Genomic DNA, 15,988 nt, shown 5'->3' with positions numbered 1-15,988 from the left:
CCTCGACGCTCCGGACCAGAGCCGCCCGCATGTCCTTCGAGATCGCGGCCAGTTCGTCGCCCGACCACACCGCCAGCCTCGGTCGCGTCGGCCGTCGCGGAGGGCCGGGCACCCCGGTCTACGCGCGGCCCTACCTCGCGGCGCGGCCCGAGGGGCTGAGTCGGAAGGAGACGCAGCGCTGGTTCTTCGAGACCCCGGGCCACCCTCGCCCGGGACTGAGCGACGGAGAAGAACGGAACGGAACGGAAAGGAGGGGCGGGCCGCCGGTGGGGGATGTCCGGTGGTCCGCCCCTGCCGGGGTGGGTGGCTGGATCAGCCGGCGTCGGAGGCGTCCAGGCGGTACAGGCCGCCGGTGCTCGACGCGGCGGACGTGGTGGATGTGGAAGAAGAGGTGGGCGAGGACGAATCGGAGCTGTACGCCGAGGACTTGACGGCCGTGCCGTGTGCCTTGACCCAGGTGGCGATCTCGGAGTTCGTGCCCTGTCCGCCGTCGCTGCTGACGATGATGTAGTGCAGCTTGCCGGACTTCACCAGGCTCTTGAGCTTGGCGAGGGTCATGGCGTTGTCACTGCCGGACCAGCCGCCCATGGAGATGACGGGCTGCCCGGACTCCAGGATGATCGAGGACGCGGTCTGGTCGGTGGCCACGGCCAGCAGCCAGGTGGCCCCGTCCTGATGCTTCTTCAGGTACGTGATCATCGCGGACGACACCTGCGTGCCGCCTCCGCCCATCTGACCGCTCGGCCGGGTGCCGGAGCCCGAAGGCGCGGAGCCGCCGCCCGACGGGGGCTCGCCCATGGACCGGCCGCCGGTACCACTCGTACGACCCGAACCGCTCGCGCCGCCCGGACCCCCGCCCATGCCACCCATGCCGCCACCGGTGCTGGGGCCGGCCGTGGGGTTGGTGCCGTTCGTGGCGGAGGTGGCCGCCGAGACCGAGTACGCGGCGGGGCCGGCCAGCAGGGCGACGACCGCGGCCAGCGCGGCGAAGCCGATGAGCCGGTCGCGTCGCGCGAAGCGTCCGGCGAGCAGGCCGAGCACCGCGACCGTGCCCGCGGCGCCGACGACGATCTCCGCGACGGTGTACAGCGTGCCGGAGCCCGAGACCCGCTGGAGCAGGACGATCGCCCAGGCCGCACTGGCCGCGACGGCGGCCGGGAGTACCCACCCCCACTTCGCCGCCGAGCCCTCACGGAACGCCCGGTACAGGGTCACGCCGCCCGCACCGGCCAGGGCCGCGATGCCGGGGGCCATGGCGGTGACGTAGTACGGGTGGAAGGTGCCCTCCGCGAGGGCGAACGTCAGGTAGTGCAGGACGAACCAGCCGCCCCAGAGCATGAGCGCCGCACGCCTGGCGTCGGTGCGCGGGGCCCGGCCGCGCAGGATCAGACCCGCGATCAGGGCGATGGTCGCGAAGGGGATGAGCCAGGAGATCTGGCCGCCCATGATCTCGTTGAACAGCCGGTGGACGCCCGCGCTGCCGCCGAAGCTCGCACCGTTGCCCGCCGAGCCGACCGAGGAACCGGCGCCGAAGATACGGCCGAAGCCGTTGTAGCCGATGACCAGGTCCCAGACCGTGTTGTCGGTCGAACCGCCGATGTAGGGGCGGGAGGAGGCGGGGATCAGGTCGACGACCACCATCCACCAGGCGCTGGAGACGACCAGGGCCACGGTGGCGACGGCGAGGTGGCGGATCCGGCGGCCCAGGGAGCCGCGCGCGGCCCACAGGTGGACCAGGAAGAAGGCCGGCAGGACGACGTACGCCTGCATCATCTTGGTGTTGAACGCGAAGCCGATCGCGACGGCGGACCAGACGAGCGGCATCAGTCGGCCGGTGCGGACGGCCTTGAAGAGACCCGCCGCGCCGAGCAGCATCAGGAAGACCAGGATCGGGTCCGGGTTGGTGTCCCGGTTGATGGCGACCGTGATCGGGGTCAGCGCCAGTGCCAGCGCGGCGACGGTCGCCGCCACCGGGCCGAAGTCGCGCTTGACCATGCGGTGGAGCAGGGCCACGGAGCCGGTGCCCACCGCGACCATCGGCAGCGCCAACTGCCAGGTGCCGAAGCCGAAGGCGCGGGCGGACAGCCCCATCACCCACAGGGCGAACGGCGGTTTGTCGACCGTGATGAAGCTGCCGGAGTCCAGCGCGCCGAAGAAGAACGCCTTCCAGCTCTTGGTGCCGCTGTAGACGGCCGCGTTGTAGAAGCTGTTGCCGCTGATGGAGGTGATGTTCCAGGCGTACAGGGCCGTCGCCGCGAGCAGGATCGCCCACAGCGCGGGGCGCGTCCAGCGGGGGTCCTCGGCGGGGCCGGTGAAGAGCCTTCGGCCCCGGGCGACGAAGCCGCCGTCGGCGGGCGGTGCCGCCCGGTGCCCGCTGCTCGGTGAGGACGTGGGTGGTGGGGCGAGAGTCGTCATGACGCGGGCTCCAAGCGGGGAGAGGGGTGCGACGCGGGCGGAAGGCCCGGAGCCGCATCAGGGCGAAGCGGGTGCGGTGGCGCCGGGGTCGGCGCCGACCGTGGTGATCAGGAGCGTGAGGCCGACGAGGGCGCTGCCCACCGCGGCGACGGGCAGGCGCGGCAGCTCTCGTACGCCGCGGCCGCGCGGCCCACTCACGCCGCTCTCGCCCGGGCGGGCGGGGCGGCGGCTCCCGCGGGGGGCGACGTACGCTCGGCGCCCGCGCGAGCTCCGCCCCCACCGGGGCCGGGCTCCACGGAGGCGGCCCCGTGGGTGGCGGCCGTCACGTGCCCCGTACCGGCCCGGGGCGGTAGTGCGACGCGGGTGCGGCCGGTCAGGATCCGGCGTTGCATCCGGCCCATGCCCAAGAGGTCGTCGACGGCGGTGGCGACGATGTCGACCCGGCTGTCGGGGTCGTCGACCCAGTCCACCGGCACCTCGTGGATACGCAGCCGGTTGCGCTCGGCCAGTACGAGCAACTCGGTGTCGAAGAACCAGGTGTTGTCCTCGATGTGCGGGGCGAGCGCCCGGAAGACCTCGGTGCGTACCGCCTTGAAGCCGCACTGCGCGTCCGAGAAGCGGGCCGCGAGCCCCAGCTTCAGGAGCAGGTTGTAGGAGCGGGAGATGAACTCGCGCTTCGGTCCGCGGACCACCGCCGCCTGGCGATGCAGCCGGCTGCCGATGGCCAGGTCACTGTGACCGGACAGCAGGGGCGCGACCAGCGGGAGGAAGCCGTCGAGTCCGGTCGACAGGTCGACGTCCATGTACGCGACGACATCCGCCTCGGACCGGCTCCACACGTACTTCAGCGCGCGGCCCCGGCCCTTGGCCTCCAGGTGGACGGCGTGGACGTGCGGAAGATAGGCCGTCAGCCCGGTCGCCGCCTGCCACGTGGCGTCCGTGCTCGCGTTGTCCGCGACGGTGATCCGGAACAGGAACGGGAAAGAGGCTTCGAGGTAGGCGTGGAGGCGGCCGATGCTGTCGCCGAGGACGTGTGCCTCGTTGTGGACCGGCACCACGATCTCGACCGACCGCTGCCGGACGCCTCCCGCGTTCGTTTCGTTCATGGCCCCGACGATCCGGGCCGGATCTGGGCCGTCGCTGAGCCCGCGCTGAGGGAAGGATGAGAATCAGGGAACTCACAGCTTCCGCACAGCCGGGCCCCGGCGGGTCACAGGAGGACCGGTGAACAGCCCCTCTCCATGGGTCAGTTGTGGCTGGACGAAGCGATCAACTCGTCGATCAGAGTGATCAGTACGTCCCGGCACGACCCGCGCTCACGGGCGTCGCAGAGCAGCACGGGGGTCCGTTTCGGCAGGGCCAGGGCGTCGCGGATCTCCTCGGGGGTGTACGGGTGCTGCCCGTGGAAGCCGTTGACGCCGACGACGAAGGGGATGCCGCGCCGCTCGAAGAAGTCGATGGCGGCGAAGCTGGACTCCGGCCTGCGGACGTCGATGAGGACCACGGCGCCCAGGGCGCCGATCGCGAGGTCGTTCCACATGAACCAGAACCGCTGCTGGCCCGGGGTGCCGAAGAGGTACAGGACCAGTTCGGGGCTGAGGGTGATCCGCCCGAAGTCCAGGGCCACGGTGGTGGCCCGTTTCTCCTCGATGCCGTCGAGGTCGTCGACGTTCAGACCGGCGGAGGTGAGGGGTTCCTCGGTGCGCAGCGGGACGATCTCGCTGACCGCCCCGACCATGGTCGTCTTGCCGACGCCGAACCCTCCGGCGATCAGGATCTTGACCGCGTCGGGAGCGGGGGGTGCGTCGGGTGCCGAAGTCCCGCGCACGGCGGGGTCAGAGCCGGCCAAGGCCGTCCCTCACTTTCTGCAGCAGGTCCAGGTCCGGGGTACGGGAGACGAGACGCGGAGCCTGGACGGTGATCCGGCCCGCCTCCAGCAGATCGCAGAGCAGGATCACGACCACGCTCACCGGCAGGTCGAGTTCGGCGGCGAGTTCCGCCACCACGATGGGCTTCGCGCACAGCCGCAGGATCCGGGCGTGCTCGGGCTGCGGCCGGGTGGCGCCCTCGGGCGGCGGATCCACCGTGGTCACCGACGTGATGAGGGTGAAGTCGGCGCGGCTCGGCCGGGTGCGGCCTCCGGTCAGCGTGAACGGCCGGACCAGCCGGCCGGCCGCGTCGCCTTCGCTCACCTCACTCGCCGTTGTCGGCCGCGGCGGCGACGCCCGCACGAGGTGCTGCCCTGAGGTGCTCGCCGATCTTCTTCACCAGCATGTTCATCTGGTACGCCACCACGCCGACGTCCGCGCCCTGGTTGGTGAGCACGGCGAGATGGGCGCCGGGGCCCGCGGCGGTGAGGATCAGATAGCTGTCGCGCATCTCGATCAGCGCCTGGCGCACCGGACCGCCGCGGAAGTCCATGCTGACGCCCTTGCTGAGGCTCATCAGGCCGGACGCGGTCGCCGCCAGCCGTTCGGCGTCGTCGCGGACGAACGCCGTGGACTTGCTGACGACCAGTCCGTCCTCGGAGAGCACGACGGCGTGGTTCACATCGGCGACCCGTTCCACCAGTCCGGTGAGCAGCTGGTCGAGCTGGCTGTGTGTGGCGGTGCTGGGGCGTGTCATTTCTCTGTCCTTCACGAGCGGTCGGCGGGCGGAGTCCACGAGCGGTCTGCGGGCTGGGTCGGGGCCGGGTCCTCCCCGTGGTCGTAGGACGGTTCCTCGCCCCCGTGGTCGTACGACATCTCCTCGTCGTCGCGGGCCCGGAGCGTCCCGCGCTGGAAGCCCGCGAGGGAGGAGGCGGCGCGTTCCGCGGAGAAGTCGGCGAGGTCGGTGGCGTCCTTGTCGTCGGCCTCGGCGGGCGCCGCCTCCTCCCGCAGCTCCGTGGCCAGGCTGGTCTGCGGCACCCGGCGCGGCAGCGGAGCAAGCCCGTCGCGGCGGGTGGCGCCCTGAGCGGGGCCGGAGCGGGGCGCGGCGGAGTCGCTCGTACGGGTCCGGGCGGAGGGGGGTGTCTCCTCCGCACGTTCATGGGGCCGGCGCTCCGGGACCGCGTCGTCGGCGGAGCCCTGCGCCGCCACGACCCCCGCCGGTACCGCGACCTCCCCGTCCTCGGCGGGGGAGTCGGGGCCCTCGCGGACCACGATCTCGTGCGGGATCAGCACGATCGCGGTGGTCCCGCCGTACGGCGAGGAGCGCAGGGTGACGGCGATGCCGTGCCGGGTGGCGAGCCGCGCGATCACGAACATGCCGAGCCGCAGGTCGTCGGCGAGTGCCACCACGTCGAACTGCGGGGCCACCGCCAACTGGGCGTTGAACGCGGCGTAGTCCTCCTCGGACAGGCCCAGGCCCCGGTCCTCGATCTCGACGGCCAGCCCCTTGGCCACCATCGCCGCCCGCACCCCCACCGGGCTGGGCGCGGGGGAGTAGGCGGTCGCGTTGTCGATGAGCTCGGCCAGCAGATGGATGACGTCGGCCACCGCGGGCGGGCTCAGGTACACCTCGTCGTCGGTGTGCACGTCCACCCGTTGGTACTGGGCGACCTCACCGACGGCGCTGCGCAGGATGTCGATCAGCGCGACCGGTTCGGTCCAGCTGCGCCGGGGCTGTTCGCCGCTGATGATGACGAGGTTCTCCTCGTAGCGGCGGAGCTGGCTCGCGGTGGAGTCGAGTTCGTACAGGCCCTTGAGGATCCCCGGGTCCTGGTGCTCGCGTTCCAGCGCGTCGAGCTTGCTGAGCTGAAGGTTGACCAGGTTCTGGCTCTGCCGGGCGATGCCGAGGATCACCTTCTGGAAGCCGCGTCGGGTGTCGGCGAGTTCCACCGCGGTGTAGACCGCCGTGCGCTGGGCGGTGTTGAACGCCTTGGCCACCTGGCCGAGTTCGTCCTCGCCGTAGTCCAGGGGCGGGGTGGCGGACTCCACGTCGACCTTCTCGCCCCGGTTCAGCCGGGCGACCACGTCGGGCAGCCGTTCCTCGGCGAGGCTGAGCGTGGCCATCCTGAGACCGCGCAGCCGCCGGGAGAGGGAGCGGGTGATGCGCCAGGACATCACCACGCACACCAGCAGGGCGACGAGTCCGCCGGCGCTCAGCGCGGCCGCCTTGATCAGCAGGCTGTGCGCCTTGTCGGCGCTGCGGTCGAGCAGTTGCGTGGTCTGCTGCTGGATCAGGTTCGTGTACTGGTCGGAGATCCTGCCGAGCGCGGTGTTCCAACGGGCGTGCGCGTCGGGCAGGTCGACCGTCGTGGCCACCCGGCCGTGGACCGTCCGGGCCGCGATGATCTGGTCCTCGACGGTCTCCAGGGTCTTCCAGTCCTGGCTCTGGAGGACCCGTTCGACCTGGTCCTTCACGGTGCCGTGCAACGAGTTGAGGACCTGGCTCTGGAAGACCCAGCGGCGCACGTCGACCCGCCGGGCGAACTCCTGCCACGACTGCTGGTCGAGCTTGCCCGAGGGCCACGCCAGCGCGAGCTGGGCGTCCTCCTGGGCGACCAGCTCCGCCGCGTTCCCCACCGTGATCAGCGGCCCCGCCTGCGAGGTGAGGTCGCCGTCGTCGACCTGGGACAGTTCCTGGAAGGCGTGGATCTGGTCGCCGATGATCGAGGTGTACTGGTCCAGGGCCTGCTGGGCGGTGATGTCGGTGGGGTGGTCCACCTGCCCCCGGTAGTACTCCAGGCTTCCCACCGAGGCGATGACCGAGTACATCCGGTCGCCGATCCGTGCGGGCGCGTTCTTGAAGTCCTCGGACCGGCGGACCAGTTTCGCGACCGCGACGTCCGTGCGCCCGCGCTGCCGGTCCAGGGCGGCCCGGGAACCGTGCGGCGAGGCCATCCAGGCGGCCGACAGGCTGCGCTCCTGCTGCAGCGCGAGTGTCGCCTCGGTGCCCATGGCACCCGTCGACCGGCTCAGCCCCGTCTGTTCGCGCAGTCGCAGCCCCTCCGAGAAGATCTGCGTCGTCGTCACACCCCACATGGTGGCGAGCGTGACGCTGGGGACCAGCGCCAGCAGGATCAGGGAGAGACGTATGGAGCCGAGACGGCGCCGGGCACCGGTCCGTGGAGACATCGTCGTCCTAGAGCGATCAGCGATGAGGGGGTGCGCAGGATGCTATCCGTACAAGTGACCGTACGCACCGTGAGGGACGGAAAACCTTGGTGACGCGTGTATAGGGGGCGGCGGTTCAGCGGGTTCCGTTCGCCGCGAACTTCGCGACCGAGGACACGTTCTCCTTCGTGACGAACGCGGGTCCGGTGAGCACGGGAGCGGTTCCGCCGCCGCTGAAGTTTCCGTTGGAGTGGTAGAGCCAGAGCGAGTCCACGGCCAGATATCCCTGGAGATAGGGCTGTTGATCCACCGCGAACTGCACGTCGCCGCTCTGTACGGACTTCACCAGACCGCTGTTGAGGTCGAAGCTGGCGACCTGGGCCTTGCTGCCCGCCGCCTTCACCGACTTCACCGCGGCGAGCGCGAACTGCGCGCCCAGCGTGACGACTTCGTCGACGCTCGGGTCCTGGCGCAGTCTGGCCGTGACGGCGGCGCCCACGGCGTCCATGTCGGTGCCGTTCACATAGAGCATGTCGGTCTCGCCGCCGAACGTCTTCTTCACCCCGGCGCAGCGGGCCTCCAGGGCGATGTTGCCCTGTTCGTGGATGACACACAGGGCGTGCTTGGCCTTGAGCTCGTCCAGTTTGTCGCCGGTGGCCCGGCCCGCGACGCTCTCGTCCTGGCCGAAGTACTCCAGCAGTCCCTCGGACTTCCAGGCGTCGATCCCGGAGTTGAGACCGACCACGGGTATCCCCGCCGCCTTGGCCGCGCTGACCGCGCTCTGCATCGCCTCCGGCTTGGCCAGCGTCAGCGCGATGCCGTCGACCCGGTCTCGGATCGCGTCCCGCACCAGGCTCGCCTGGGCGGCGGCCTCGGAGTCGCTCGCGTACGTCAGGTCGATGCCGTCCTTGGCGGCCGCCGCCTGTGCGCCCTTGCGCACCAGCTCCCAGAACGCGTCTCCGCGGGCGCCGTGGGTGATCAGGGCGATCTTGATCCGGCCGGTGCCCGCCTTGCCCGCCGAGGTGTCGTTCGTGCCGCCGGAGCCGGAGCAGCCGGCGGCGAGCAGACAGGCCGCGGTGACGGCGGCGACGAGGGCGGCGCGGTGCGGGGATCCGGGGAAGTGGTGAGGTGTGGGGGACATGTTCATGGGTGCGGCACCTCGCTGTGCGGCCCAGCGGCGGGTCGATGAGAGTGAGATCGGTGCGATGTCGGGATGTTGTGCACCGACTGTCGTACTTTCGTTGGGCCGGAGCCAATCGTGTGTCACACTCGGCCGTCAAGTGAGCGGGCATATGCCGGAGGTGACCGGCGCGGGGGTCTCGTCGCCGCATCGTCACTAGTTGGACGCGTGATGGGTGAGTTGGGTGGTATCGCACCTTCCGCACAGGGCACGGATGTTCAATGATGGTGCGCGGGCCCGTCGTTGGTGGGCTGCCTGCGTTCACACGGGGGAGAACGAGATGACGCGTGGGGTTTCCGCTGTCCGTGCCGGCTTGCGTACGGGAGTGACCGGCGCCGCGGTCGTCGGCCTGTCGGCCATGTCGCTGGTCGCCGGGACCGCGTACGCGACTCCGTCCGGCCCCGGTGTCACCGCGACGGTGCTCTACCGGACCACCGTGGGGAACACGGACTACACGCTCCGGGAGATCACCATCCCGCCCGGCCAGAGCACCGGCTGGCACTACCACGACGGTCCCCTGTACGGCCTCGTGAAGCAGGGCACCCTGAGCCACTTCGACGCCACCTGCGCGCAGGACGGCACCTACCCGGCCGGCCGTACGATCACCGAGCCCCCGGGTCCCGCCCATGTGCACATCGGCCGCAACGAGGGCTCGGTCCCCGTCGTCCTGGACGTGCTGTACGTCCTGCCCCACGGCTCGCCGTTCTCGCAGGACGCGCCCAACCCCGGCTGCGACTTCCAGTAGCGCCGGACAGGCCTTGAGGCGCGATCACTCGAACGGCAGTGCCTGTTCGGCCCAGATCGTCTTTCCGGTGCCGGTGGTGCGAGTGCCCCAGCGGTCGGTGAGCTGGGCGACGAGGAGCAGCCCGCGGCCGCCTTCGTCGAAGGTGCGGGCCCGGCGCAGATGGGGCGAGGTGCTGCTGGCGTCGGAGACCTCGCAGATGAGGGTGCGGTCGCGGATGAGCCGGAGCTGGATGGGCGCTCCGCCGTAGCGGATGGCGTTGGTGACCAGTTCGCTGACGACGAGTTCGGTGACGAACGCGACCTCGTCGAGCCCCCAGCGGGCCAGCTGCTCGGTCGCGTACTGCCGGGCGGTGGCGACCTCCGCCGGATCGGCGGGCAGGTCCCACACCGCCACCTCGTCGCTGTCCAGGGTGCGGGTGCGGGCCAGCAGCAGGGCCACGTCGTCCTTGGGATGCTGCGGCAGCAGCACCTGGAGCACGTTGTCGCAGGCCTCGTCCAGATTTCCGGCGGGGACCGTCAGCGCGTTGCACAGCACCGCCGTGCCCGCGTCCGCGTCGAGGTGACGGGCCTCGAAGAGACCGTCGGTGTAGAGAGCGAGGACGGTGCCTTCCGGCAGGTGCAGCTCGGTGGCCTCGAAGGGGAGCCCGCCCACGCCGAGCATCGGTCCCGCGCTCACCTCGACGACCTTCACGGTGCCGTCCGGGAACAGCACGGCGGGCGGCGGATGCCCGGCCGTGGCGACGGCGCAGTGCCCGGAGACCGGGTCGTACACCGCGTACAGACACGTGGCGCCGATCTCCGCGCCCGTCGGGCTCTCGTCGGCCGCCAGATGTCCGACCAGGTCGTCGAGATGGGTGAGCAGCTCCTCCGGGGGCAGGTCGACGTCGGCCAGCGTCCATACCGCCGTACGGAGCCGGCCCATCGTGACGGAGGCGTGGATGCCGTGCCCGACGACATCGCCGACGACGAGCGCCACCCGGGTCCCGGACAGCGGGATCACATCGAACCAGTCGCCGCCGACGCCCGCCCGCGACAGCGCCGGAAGGTAGCGGGAGGCGAACTCGACCGCCGCCTGTCCCGCCATCGCCTGGGGCAGCAGACTGCGCTGAAGGGCCAGGGCGGTCGTGCGCTCCTTGGCGTACCGGCGGGCGTTGTCCACGCACACGGCCGTGCGGCTGGCCAGCTCCTGGGCCAGCGACACGTCGTCCTGGTCGAAGGGGTCCGGACTCTCGGCGGTGAGCAGCCTCACGAAGACCGCCACCCCCAGCGTCGTACCGCGCGCCACCAGCGGTACCGCCATCAGTGAGAAGTCCCGGCGGTCCGGCTGGTGCGGCCTGGCGGCCCGGGCGCCGTGCCGGCTGAGCCATCCGTCGACGTCCGGGTCGCCGGTCCTGGTGAGCACCGCGTGCCCGGTGACCAGGGCGCGGACCGGTGGGGAGGAGGACGGGTAGACGTCGGCCGCGCCCAGGTCGATCGCCGCTTCCTGCACCCCGGCGGTACGGGAGTGGTGCGCGACCCGGCGCAGCTCCACATCGGCTTCCACCGGACCGCCGGTGGGCTCCTCGCCCTCGACCACCGAGTCCAGCAGGTCCACGCTCACGAAGTCGGCCAGCTCGGGCACCGCCAGCTGGGCCAGCTCACGGGCGGTGTGGATCACGTCCAGCGTCGTACCGATGGCGGCGGCGGACTTGCTCAGCAGGGCGAGCCGCTGCCGGGCCCGGTACTGCTCGGTGCTGTCGTAGCCGGCCAGCGAGACGCCGAGCAACTGTCCGGAGGGGGCCCGCAGCGGCCACATCTCGATGTTCCAGGCGTGCATATGCAGTCCGGAGGGGGCCCTGGTCCAGCTCTCGTAGTGGACGGGGCGGCCGGTCTCGACCACCCGGCGCAGATGGTTGAAGAAGCTGCGGCTGTGCTCCGCGTTCTCGACGGTGTCCGGGAAGTAGCGGTACAGAACCTCGGCCTCCTGGACGCCCATGATCCGGCAGGCGGTGTCGTTCATCCGCAGATAGCGCTGTTCGGTGTCGAAGACCGACATCGACACCGACGCCTGCTTGAACGCCAGCTCTCCCAGGTCGCGGCCCCGCCCGTCCGGCACCGCGGTGATCACGTATCCGGCAGGCGCCCCCTCCAGGCCCTGGAGCGGGTACGCCCGCAGGGCCAGCTCGGTCCGCCGCCCGTCCTGGCGCCGTACGGGCACCACACCGTGGCCGCCGTTCGCCCGCAGCGCCCGCCAGGCCTCGTGCGGGTCCCCGTCCAGCAGGTCCGACACAGGTCGGCCGGTGACCTCCGCCGCGGCGTGCCCGGTCAGCAGCTGCGCGCCCTCGCTCCAGCCGGTCACGACTCCGTGCGCGTCGACCACCACCATGGCGTCACCGGCCGTGGTTGCCCGCCCCGCATCGCCCGGGATTTTCACCATATGTACAAGGATGGTGTGATCCGGCAGTCACATCAACCCGGGAGCGGGCCGGAATCCGGTCCGGGAAGGGGAGCTCGGCAGCCGCAGGGGGTCCTCCGGCGCCGCGGCCGCCTGCCCGTCGGCGACCCCGGCGACCCTGGTGATGTCCGATCGGGGGGGGCGGTGTGCGACCCCGGCGGGGCGGGCGTCCCGCTTTCAGGGGCGCGGATCCGGGGTGCCGGCCGAGCCGCGGCGTTACGGCCGCCGCCCCCCGGACCGCATCTCCCGAGGACTCACCCCGTACCGCTGCCGAAACGCCGTACTCAGCGCACTCGCCGAGGAGAACCCCGAGGCGAAGGCCAGATCGGTGATGGTCAGGTGCTCGCAGTCGCCGCACTGGAGGCGCTCACGAACCAGCCGCAGCCGCTCCTCGCGGATGAGGTCGCGCGGAGTGGTGCCGGCGCGCTGCAGGGCCAGCTGGATCTGACGCAGGGACCAGCCGAGCGCGTGCGCCATGGACGTACCGGTGAGACCCGGGTCGGCGGCGTGTTCACGGACGTGGCGGCGGACCATCGTCTCCACGTCGGTGAGTTGGCCCGCCCCGTCGGGGCGGTCGTCGCCGAGGGTGAGCATGCACAGCAGCTCGACGACGCGGTCGGAGACGGCGTTGAAGTGCGCGTCGGTGAGGTGGTCCCGCTCCGCGTGCAGGTCGCTGATCATGGAGCTCACCACCCGGCCGAGCCCCCTGCTCAGATCGAGCCCGGTAGCCAGCGGCGACCTGCGGTTCAGCGGGCCGTCCATCTCGCGCGCGGGGATGGTGAGGACGAACGCGTGCGTCGAGGCGTCCTGGAGGCACTCGAAGGGTGCCCCGAAGCTGACGAGGGTGCCGGTGCCCGGTGTCAGCCGGGCCTCCTGGCCGTCCTGCCGCAGCACGATCTCCCCGCTGAGCGGCAGCAGTAATCGGTAGTCCTCGTCGGGGTCCTGACGGACCTGGCGGGCGGTCCTGCTGTACGCGACCTCGTCCGACCAGAACTTGACGAGCTGGTAGCGCTCGGTGCGCTGGCGGACCGTCGCGCCATGGAAGTCGTCGGTGCGCGCGTACCGGTAGTTCATTCTGGCCTGGTGGGACCCGATGTGCTCGCTCCAGAAGTCGGCCCGCTCGCGCGGATCCACCTCCGCGGTCGTCCGTGTTTCCACGATGTAGCTTTCCGCGGGCAATGACACCCTCAACTCCCGTGCAGCGAGCGGTAGTTACTCCACGTCAGCCTAATGCATACAGTCCGTGCGCCCCACGGCAACTTCCTTGCGCGCGACGGCAAGCGCTTGTTCCGGCAGACGGCTACGGTCGTGCGACCCGTCAACTTGCATATGCCATTGAGGACTTCATGACCGAACGGATACCGGAGGCGGCGTTCTGGTGCCTGGCCGTCGGGCTGCTCGCCGTCATCGTGCTGCTGGTGCGCCAGCGCGGGATCACGGGACGGCAGCGCGGCCGGAGCGCCGAGCTCGCGGACGCGCTGCGGGCCCGGGACGAGGAGCTGCGCCACCTGGTCGCGGTCCGTCTGCCCGCGCTCGAAAGCGCCCCGCACCAGCCTGCCTCCACGACGGGTCACTCCCTCTCCGCGTCAGGTCAGTCCCTTCCCTCGCCAGGTCAGCCGCTCCCCGCGGCCGGGGCGTCCCTTACCGCACCGGCCCTCCCCGCCGTCGGCCTCCTCGACGCGCGGCTGGCCGACACCGACTTCGCGAAGTGCCTCGACGGCCTCCTGGAGCGGTTCTCCGACGCCGTGCGGCACGCACAGACCCGCGCCGACCAGTCCGCGAAGGCCGCCCTCAAAGCGTCGATGCGCTCGATCCAGGCCCTCGCCAACGAGCAGCAGGTGTCCATCTCGGAGATGCAGGACCGCCACGACCACCCCGACGTGCTGCGCGACCTGCTCGAGATCGACCACACCAACGCCCAGTTCGGCCGTCGCGCGCAGGCCATCGCCGTACTGTGCGGTTCCTGGCCCGGACGCCAGCGGGCCGCCTCACCGCTCATCGAGGTGGTCCGCGGCGCGACCTCCCGTATCCGCGACTACCGGCGCATCCGCATCAACGGACAGGCCGACATCGCCGTCGAGAGCCGGGCCGTCGAACCGGTCGTCCTCGCCGTCGCCGAACTCCTGGACAACGCCGCGCGCCACTCGCAGCCCAACACCACGGTCGAGGTCAGCGTCCAGGCGGTGCACAACGGCGCCGTCGTGGTCATCGACGACGCGGGCGTCGGCATGGACAGCCGCGGGTCCGAGCACGCCGCCGCGCTGCTGACCGGCCGCCGCGCGGTGGACGTCACCCGCCTCGACGACCCGCCCCAGTTCGGCTTCGCCGTCATCGGCGTCCTCGCCACCCGCTACGGGTTCAACGTCTCCGTGGACACCCGCTCCCCGTACGGCGGCGTGCGCGCCGTGGTCTTCGTACCGGCCGCGCTGCTCACCCACGCCGACCCGGTCCAGGAACCCCCGCCGCCGAGGGAACCGGCGCGCACGCCCCGTCGTACGGCCCGGACGAGCGGGCCCGCGCAGGCGACGACCGCCGGCGGACTGCCCAAGCGGCGCCGCCGCGCACCCGTGTCCCCGCCCGCCGCCGAACAGCCCCCGGCGGCAACGGGCGCACCAGCCGCCCCGGCCGCACCGGCCGAGGAGAGCGCGGGCCGCTCCGCGGAGGAGAACGCCCGGCGCATGGGCGCGTTCGCGCGCGGCACCCGCTCCGCGCGGGCCGAGCGGGACACCGCGCCCTCCTCACCCACCGCGGCCGGAACCCCCCACGACATCGAAGCCCCCCACGAATCCGAAGGGAACACACAGGGATGATCGCGCCCATGACCAACGAGCTGGGGTGGATGCTCGACGAGGTCCTGAAGGTGCCGGAGGCGCGGCACGCCATCCTGCTGTCCGCCGACGGCATGCTCCGGGCCCACTCCGCGGACATCGGCCGCGACGACGCCGAGCGGCTGGCCGCGGGCCTGTCCGGGGTGCAGTCGATCAGCCGCAGCACCGCGGAGTTCTGCGGAAGCGCGACCGCGCCGTGGCGGCAGACCCTGATCGAGTTCGCGCACGGGTACGTCTTCCTCGTCGCCGCCGGGCAGGGCGCCCACCTCGCGGTGTCCACCGGCGAGAACGTGGACATGGAGGCGGTCACCTACCGCATGCACAAGTTGGTCGACCGGCTCGGCAAGGAGCTGACCAGCCCGGCCCGGCAGGACACCGGCAGCCCGGCATGACACCCGGGCGCCGGCCGGGCGGGAGGCTGGTGCGGTCGTACGTCGTCACGGACGGCCGCGCCCACCCCTCCCGCAACACCCTCGACCTCGTCACCCTGCTGATCGCCGCCGACGACCTGCCGCTGACGGGGCTGAACCCGGAGAAGCGCCGGCTGATGGAGCTGTGCCGGCCCGGAGCGCTGTCGGTCGCCGAGGTGGCCGGTCATCTGGAACTCCCGGTCAGCGTCACCAAAGTACTGATCGCCGACCTGATGGACAGCGGTCACCTCGTCACCCGGGCGCCGGTACCGGCCGCCCGTCTCACCGACGCCCGCATCCTCCAGGAGGTACTGGATGGGCTCCGCGCCCGCCTCTGACGACGTCCATCTCGGCCCGGGTGTGCGCACCGCGGTCAAACTCCTGATCGTGGGCCACTTCGCGGTCGGCAAGACCACGTTCGTCGGCGCGCTCTCCGAGATCCGGCCGCTGCGTACCGAGGAGGTGATGACCGAGGCGGGCGCACGCGTCGATGACCTCGCCGGTTCGAGGGAGAAGACGACCACCACCGTCGCCCTCGACTTCGGCCGCCTCACCCTCAGCGACGCCCTGGTGCTCTACCTCTTCGGCACGCCAGGGCAGCACCGCTTCACCGAACTCTGGAAGGACATGACCAGCGGGGCGCTCGGCGCGCTGGTGCTGGCCGACACCCGGCGGCTGTCCGAGTCCTTCGACGTCATGGGCGTACTGGAGGAGCTGGGGCTGCCGTACGCCGTCGCCCTCAACGACTTCGACGACGCCTCCGCGGCGCACGACCTGGACGAGGTGCGCGAGGCCCTCGACCTGCTGCCCTCGACCCCGCTCGTGCGCTGCGACGCCCGCGACCGGGTCTCGTCCACCGAGGCGCTGATCGCCCTCGTCGAGTACCTGATGACCCGCAGCGGCGAACTGGAGCCCGTGTGACCTCCGAACCACCACCGCCC

15 protein-coding genes are annotated in these 15,988 nt (G+C 71.6%); 5 read left to right on the top strand and 10 right to left on the bottom strand.

Going from position 1 to position 15,988, the window contains the following annotated elements; genetic code table 11:
- Positions 1–312: 312 nt before the first annotated feature.
- The 8 genes from AQJ27_RS31505 to AQJ27_RS31475 form a co-directional block, all read right to left on the bottom strand.
- Complete coding sequence (locus AQJ27_RS31505) at positions 313–2,415, bottom strand: ArnT family glycosyltransferase (protein ID WP_067375906.1); 2,103 nt, start codon at positions 2,413–2,415, stop codon at positions 313–315.
- A 57-nt stretch (positions 2,416–2,472) separates the two neighbouring features.
- Positions 2,473–2,613 (bottom strand): hypothetical protein, encoded by a 141-nt coding sequence (locus AQJ27_RS56545; protein WP_159064430.1) that lies wholly within the window; start codon positions 2,611–2,613, stop codon positions 2,473–2,475.
- Positions 2,610–3,521: a glycosyltransferase gene (locus AQJ27_RS31500; RefSeq protein WP_079065387.1), complete on the bottom strand. Its 912-nt coding sequence runs from the start codon at positions 3,519–3,521 to the stop codon at positions 2,610–2,612. Before AQJ27_RS31500 ends, AQJ27_RS56545 begins: the two co-directional genes overlap by 4 nt.
- A 140-nt stretch (positions 3,522–3,661) precedes the next feature.
- Entirely contained in the window at positions 3,662–4,264 is a 603-nt protein-coding gene (locus AQJ27_RS31495; protein WP_067375904.1) for a GTP-binding protein, read from the bottom strand.
- Positions 4,251–4,607, bottom strand: coding sequence for a DUF742 domain-containing protein (locus AQJ27_RS31490; protein ID WP_067375902.1), 357 nt, complete (start codon positions 4,605–4,607; stop codon positions 4,251–4,253). Before AQJ27_RS31490 ends, AQJ27_RS31495 begins: the two co-directional genes overlap by 14 nt.
- Before the next feature lies 1 nt (position 4,608).
- A complete protein-coding gene (locus AQJ27_RS31485) occupies positions 4,609–5,040 on the bottom strand; it encodes a roadblock/LC7 domain-containing protein (RefSeq protein WP_054236774.1) in 432 nt (143 codons plus the stop codon).
- Positions 5,041–5,051: 11 nt separating this feature from the next.
- Positions 5,052–7,472, bottom strand: coding sequence for a sensor histidine kinase (locus AQJ27_RS31480; protein ID WP_067375900.1), 2,421 nt, complete (start codon positions 7,470–7,472; stop codon positions 5,052–5,054).
- A gap of 115 nt (positions 7,473–7,587) precedes the next feature.
- A complete protein-coding gene (locus tag AQJ27_RS31475) occupies positions 7,588–8,598 on the bottom strand; it encodes a substrate-binding domain-containing protein (protein ID WP_067375898.1) in 1,011 nt (336 codons plus the stop codon).
- A 313-nt stretch (positions 8,599–8,911) separates the two neighbouring features.
- Here AQJ27_RS31475 and AQJ27_RS31470 point away from each other — a divergent pair, with 313 nt between their 5' ends.
- Entirely contained in the window at positions 8,912–9,376 is a 465-nt protein-coding gene (locus tag AQJ27_RS31470) for a cupin domain-containing protein (RefSeq protein WP_067375896.1), read from the top strand.
- A gap of 24 nt (positions 9,377–9,400) precedes the next feature.
- Here the strand turns inward: AQJ27_RS31470 and AQJ27_RS31465 are convergent, their stop codons facing one another.
- Both AQJ27_RS31465 and AQJ27_RS31460 read right to left on the bottom strand, forming a co-directional pair.
- Positions 9,401–11,791: a SpoIIE family protein phosphatase gene (locus tag AQJ27_RS31465; protein WP_067375894.1), complete on the bottom strand. Its 2,391-nt coding sequence runs from the start codon at positions 11,789–11,791 to the stop codon at positions 9,401–9,403.
- 234 nt (positions 11,792–12,025) lie between these two features.
- Entirely contained in the window at positions 12,026–12,967 is a 942-nt protein-coding gene (locus tag AQJ27_RS31460) for an AraC family transcriptional regulator (protein WP_067376007.1), read from the bottom strand.
- A gap of 188 nt (positions 12,968–13,155) precedes the next feature.
- Here AQJ27_RS31460 and AQJ27_RS31455 point away from each other — a divergent pair, with 188 nt between their 5' ends.
- The 4 genes from AQJ27_RS31455 to AQJ27_RS31440 are packed head-to-tail and all read left to right on the top strand — an operon-like array spanning position 13,156 to position 15,968.
- Entirely contained in the window at positions 13,156–14,619 is a 1,464-nt protein-coding gene (locus AQJ27_RS31455) for an ATP-binding protein (protein WP_067375892.1), read from the top strand.
- A complete protein-coding gene (locus tag AQJ27_RS31450; RefSeq protein WP_067375890.1) occupies positions 14,616–15,029 on the top strand; it encodes a roadblock/LC7 domain-containing protein in 414 nt (137 codons plus the stop codon). The genes AQJ27_RS31455 and AQJ27_RS31450 overlap by 4 nt, the downstream gene beginning before the upstream one ends.
- Positions 15,026–15,385, top strand: coding sequence for a DUF742 domain-containing protein (locus tag AQJ27_RS31445; protein WP_067375888.1), 360 nt, complete (start codon positions 15,026–15,028; stop codon positions 15,383–15,385). Before AQJ27_RS31450 ends, AQJ27_RS31445 begins: the two co-directional genes overlap by 4 nt.
- Positions 15,363–15,968 carry a GTP-binding protein gene (locus AQJ27_RS31440; RefSeq protein WP_067375886.1) on the top strand — a complete coding sequence of 202 codons (606 nt, stop codon included), beginning with the start codon at positions 15,363–15,365 and terminating at the stop codon, positions 15,966–15,968. The genes AQJ27_RS31445 and AQJ27_RS31440 overlap by 23 nt, the downstream gene beginning before the upstream one ends.
- Positions 15,969–15,988 lie beyond the last annotated feature (20 nt).

Origin of the sequence: Streptomyces olivochromogenes (assembly GCF_001514115.1) — a bacterium.
Lineage (GTDB): Bacteria > Actinomycetota > Actinomycetes > Streptomycetales > Streptomycetaceae > Streptomyces > Streptomyces olivochromogenes.
Note: the sequence above shows the minus strand (reverse complement) of the source record. Positions and strands in the feature narration are given on the sequence as shown.

Bases quoted from the DNA above. Each gene is read 5' to 3' on its own strand.
- AQJ27_RS31505 (WP_067375906.1), bottom strand. From the start codon at position 2,415: ATGACGACTCTCGCCCCACCACCCACGTCCTCACCGAGCAGCGGGCAC.
- AQJ27_RS31500 (WP_079065387.1), bottom strand. From the start codon at position 3,521: ATGAACGAAACGAACGCGGGAGGCGTCCGGCAGCGGTCGGTCGAGATC.
- AQJ27_RS31485 (WP_054236774.1), bottom strand. From the start codon at position 5,040: ATGACACGCCCCAGCACCGCCACACACAGCCAGCTCGACCAGCTGCTC.
- AQJ27_RS31480 (WP_067375900.1), bottom strand. From the start codon at position 7,472: ATGTCTCCACGGACCGGTGCCCGGCGCCGTCTCGGCTCCATACGTCTC.
- AQJ27_RS31475 (WP_067375898.1), bottom strand. From the start codon at position 8,598: ATGAACATGTCCCCCACACCTCACCACTTCCCCGGATCCCCGCACCGC.
- AQJ27_RS31470 (WP_067375896.1), top strand. From the start codon at position 8,912: ATGACGCGTGGGGTTTCCGCTGTCCGTGCCGGCTTGCGTACGGGAGTG.
- AQJ27_RS31465 (WP_067375894.1), bottom strand. From the start codon at position 11,791: ATGGTGAAAATCCCGGGCGATGCGGGGCGGGCAACCACGGCCGGTGAC.
- AQJ27_RS31455 (WP_067375892.1), top strand. From the start codon at position 13,156: ATGACCGAACGGATACCGGAGGCGGCGTTCTGGTGCCTGGCCGTCGGG.
- AQJ27_RS31450 (WP_067375890.1), top strand. From the start codon at position 14,616: ATGATCGCGCCCATGACCAACGAGCTGGGGTGGATGCTCGACGAGGTC.
- AQJ27_RS31445 (WP_067375888.1), top strand. From the start codon at position 15,026: ATGACACCCGGGCGCCGGCCGGGCGGGAGGCTGGTGCGGTCGTACGTC.
- AQJ27_RS31440 (WP_067375886.1), top strand. From the start codon at position 15,363: ATGGGCTCCGCGCCCGCCTCTGACGACGTCCATCTCGGCCCGGGTGTG.